This window comes from Halorubrum sp. SD612, assembly GCF_002135005.1.
The window spans coordinates 1-2,535 of sequence record NZ_NEWI01000059.1 but is presented as its reverse complement, the minus strand read 5'-3'; the positions used below and the strand labels follow the sequence as shown (position 1 = coordinate 2,535).

The following is a 2,535-nucleotide window of genomic DNA, read 5'->3' as shown; positions in this document are numbered from 1 at the left end:
CGCGGCCTCCGGGGCTAGGACGCGTCGTAGTCGACGCGGAGGGCCGGTCCCCCGCCGAAGGGCGCCGGGAGCGTCTCGCCGTCGACAGCGGCGGCGCGCCCGCTGACTCGTATCGGCCGCGCCGCGCCGTCGAGCACGACCGGACTCGTCGCCGTCGTTCGGAGAAGTCGGACCGCGTCGACGGGGCCGCTCGCGCCGCGCGCGAGGAACGCGAGTCCGATGACTATCGCACCGGCGCCGCCGACGGCCGTGACGGGACCGACGGCGCCGACGGCGGTCGGGACGGTCGGGACGAGGTCAGGGGTCGCGGCTGCCAAGACGAGGTCAGCGGTCGCGGCTGCTGCGTGGAGGGCGCACATGCGTACGGTCGCGGTACCGAGCCGCGACGGGTAGGATTACCGGTCGCGGTCGCGGTCCGAGCGCGTGCGGTCCGACCGGCCGCGGTCCGAGCGCTTCCCCGCGCCGCCCCCCTCGGTCCGGTCGCCGGCGTCGTCCGCGACCGCGTCGGCGTAGCGGTCGAGGAACTCCTCGGTGGAGAGGCCGTCCGACTCGATCGAGAGGATCAGCGACTCGAGGCCGTCGCGGGGCTGGTGAGAGATCTCGTCGTCGCAGTCGGCACAGAGGTACTCGAACTCCTTGTCGCGTCGGCTCCAGCGGTCGCCCTCCTTGTCGTACTCGCGGGCGTCCTCCCGCAACACCGAGTCCCCGCACGCGATACACACCACCGTCCGCCGGTCCCGACTCCCCCGGGAGCGCCACATACCCGTCTCCTCGGTCCCACCCCACTTAGCGTTTGGTGCGGCGGCCGACGCGCGTCGGACGCGGGTTCGGTCGTCCGTCGGATTCGTTCCGACTCGCCCGTCGGACGCGGGTTCGGTCGTCCGTCGGACGGACCCGTGATCGAACGCGGACGCCCCCGCGACGCGACGTACAGACATATTACGGTGGGCGCGCTCGTCCCCGTATGACGATCACCGAGTCCGACCTCCCGGGGGTCGGCAAGAAGTTCGAGATCGAGTTAGGGGGCGGCGAGGAGATGATCGTCGTCATCCACAACACCGGGAAACGCGAGGTGTTCCGCCGGAGCGACCCGGACGCCGACTCCGAGAAGGCGTTCGAGTTCTCCGACGACCTCGCGCGGACGATCGGGTCGATCATCGAGGGGGCGTACTTCCAGCCGGTCGAGCCGGAGACGCAGGAGACGACCCTCCCGGGCGGCATCCTCCTGGAGTGGTACGAGCTCCCGCCCGGCTCGCCGCTCGTCGGCGAGACGCTGGAGAGCGCCGACATCGGCAACCGGACCGGGCTCGCGGTCGTCGCCATCCAACGCGGCGACGAGGTGCTCGACAGCCCGGGCGCCGAGACCACCCTCCGCGAGGGCGACACCCTGATCGGGGTCGGCACGCCCGAAAACTGCGAGGCGTTCGAGGAGATCCTCACCGGATGAGCGGCGGCCCCCTCCGACTCGCCGCGACCGCTCCGAGCGCTCCCCGACCCCCGTCCGTCGGACCCGAGGGTGACCGGTAGTGGCGCTGCTCGACGTGGGCGTCATGTTCGCCGCGGTCGCGGTCGCCGGCGCGCTCGCGAACCGTCTCGGTCAGTCCGTGATCCCTGCGTACATCCTCGTCGGGATGCTGCTCGGGGAGTACGTCCTCGGGCGGGTCGCGCTCCCCGCGGTCGGGACCGTCTACGTCCCGGAGACGGAGTTCATCTCGCTCGGCGCGGAGCTGGGGATCGTCTTCCTCCTGTTTTTCCTCGGCTTGGAGTTCAACCTCGACCGGCTGCTCGCCCGGTGGCGCCCGATCGGGACCGCGGGCACGATCGACCTCGCGAACTTCGGGGTCGGGCTCGTCCTCGGCTGGCTCGTCTTCGGCGCCTTCCTCCCCGCGTTCCTGATCGCCGGGATCGTCTACATCTCCTCGTCGGCGGTGATCACGAAGTCGCTCATCGACCTCGGCTGGATCGCCAACGACGAGGCGGAGCCGATGCTCGGCACCTTGGTGTACGAGGACCTGTTCATCGCGGTGTACCTCTCGGTCGCGTCCGCCCTGGTGCTCGGCGGCGGCGACGTCGCGGCCGCCGCGGTCGACGTGGGCGTCGCGCTCGCGTTCATCGCCGGCCTGCTCGCGGTCGTCCGGTTCGGCACGCCGCTCTTCGACCGGCTCGTCGCGACGGACAACCGCGAGTTCGTGGCGCTGCGCTCGGTGGGGACCGTCGTGTTCGTCGCCGGCGCCGCGCTCGCGCTCGGCGTCAGCGAGGCGGTCGCGGCCTTCTTCGTCGGGATGGCGTTCGCCGCGACCGACGAGGCGCACGCGATCGAGACGATCCTGGAGCCGGTCCGGGACACCTTCGCCGCGGTGTTTTTCTTCTGGATCGGGCTCGTCACGAATCCCGCGCTGTTCGCCGACGTCGCGGCGCTCGTCGCGCTCGCCGTCGTCGTCACCACGCCGACGAAGGTCGTCACCGGCTACCTCGCGGGGCGCGCGTTCGACCTCGACGTCCGCCGGTCGACGCGGGTCGGGCTCGGCATGACCA

4 protein-coding genes are annotated in these 2,535 nt (G+C 71.7%); 2 read left to right on the top strand and 2 right to left on the bottom strand.

The window, feature by feature from the left end; genetic code table 11:
- Positions 1-14 precede the first annotated feature (14 nt).
- Both B9G38_RS08470 and B9G38_RS08465 read right to left on the bottom strand, forming a co-directional pair.
- A complete protein-coding gene (locus tag B9G38_RS08470) occupies positions 15-359 on the bottom strand; it encodes a hypothetical protein (protein WP_233127178.1) in 345 nt (114 codons plus the stop codon).
- Between the two features lie 36 nt (positions 360-395).
- Positions 396-761, bottom strand: coding sequence for a hypothetical protein (locus B9G38_RS08465; protein ID WP_086220100.1), 366 nt, complete (start codon positions 759-761; stop codon positions 396-398).
- A 203-nt stretch (positions 762-964) separates the two neighbouring features.
- Between B9G38_RS08465 and B9G38_RS08460 the strand changes: the two genes are divergently transcribed.
- Both B9G38_RS08460 and B9G38_RS08455 read left to right on the top strand, forming a co-directional pair.
- Positions 965-1,447: a cation:proton antiporter regulatory subunit gene (locus tag B9G38_RS08460; protein ID WP_086220090.1), complete on the top strand. Its 483-nt coding sequence runs from the start codon at positions 965-967 to the stop codon at positions 1,445-1,447.
- A gap of 79 nt (positions 1,448-1,526) precedes the next feature.
- Positions 1,527-2,535 (top strand): cation:proton antiporter (locus B9G38_RS08455; protein ID WP_086220099.1); only part of this gene is annotated, 1,009 nt, incomplete at its 3' end.